The organism is Neobacillus drentensis (assembly GCF_036966985.1).
GTDB classification, from domain to species: domain Bacteria; phylum Bacillota; class Bacilli; order Bacillales; family Cytobacillaceae; genus Neobacillus; species Neobacillus drentensis_E.
On the sequence record NZ_JBALSN010000358.1, the window covers coordinates 865 to 1969 of the forward strand.

2 protein-coding genes are annotated in these 1105 nt (G+C 37.1%); both read right to left on the minus strand.

What is annotated here, in order from left to right; genetic code table 11:
• Positions 1-233: 233 nt before the first annotated feature.
• Complete coding sequence (locus V7659_RS21650) at positions 234-404, minus strand: hypothetical protein (RefSeq protein WP_335542164.1); 171 nt, start codon at positions 402-404, stop codon at positions 234-236.
• Between the two features lie 390 nt (positions 405-794).
• Positions 795-1105: YitT family protein (locus V7659_RS21655; RefSeq protein ID WP_335542165.1), on the minus strand; the 311-nt coding region annotated here is incomplete at its 5' end.

A 1105-nucleotide genomic window follows, 5' to 3' on the forward strand; every position in this document is an offset into this window, starting at 1 on the left:
CTCACAATCACAATTAAGAAACGAAAAACAGCAACCCACAAAAGAGTTACTGTTTTTAATTCTTGCATCCGTTAGTTTCACCGAAGCCAATTGAAATAACCACATTTCTCCTTTTGTCCAGCCTGTTTTCAATCATCGCTAATCCACTTATGATTAGGCTTTCACTAACTATAGCATCATCAAAGGGTGTTATTTAGGTAAAGTTGCCATCATCGGATAAAATTCTTTTGTCATTACTCCTGCAATAACGGCGGGATCTCTGCGATGGGTTTTGGGACTTGAGCTTCATTCTCAACTTCGATGATTGCAAGTCCATGTGGGGCTTTAGGATTTAAAACCGGTCCAAAAACCAAAGCAATCCCCTGATTCTGCTTGCCTGTCCAATAGTCGATGTGTTGTAGCATGATGTTCCTTTCTTATTCGGTCATGTCCTGAGGAAAAGTTGCCCTCGGCGGAGTAGACTTTAACATGAAGTGTATTTTTCCCGGATTATTGTTTGAGATGTTGTTCGACATTCCGAATCCCTCCATCCGTTATAGTAGCCATACTGTTCAAGTTATGCGCCCTTTAATGGATTAAGCAATTATTAACTAAATTTTTAATATATGGTGTTATATAACTTCAGTTAAACCCTCAGGTAATCTCCAGCTAGGAGACAACTTTTTTGCAAGAGTATTGTCAAAAAAAGAAGCCATTAAAAGGGGCTAACTTTACCTGTAGATTAGTAATTAAAACAGGTAGACATCTATCTATACTAATTCTTCAAATTTAAACTCTTTTAAAACAGCCTCTTATTATGCTTTAGAAATATCAATAAATCCTTCTCCGAACACATCACGAACATCGTGAATAGCGATGAAAGCATTCGGATCAGTAGATTGAACAATTCGTTTCAATTTTATTACTTCTTGCCTACTAATAACAATATAAAGAATTTCCTTTGGGGTTTTTGTGTAATAACCATGACCTGAGTATACGGTTACCCCTCTGTCCATTGATGTAGTCACCTGTTTGGCAATGTCATTCGGTTTATCAGAAATAATCGTAATGGCCTTCTTTGGATTCAAGCCTTCGATTACAAATTCCATCACTTTCGTTCCTACAT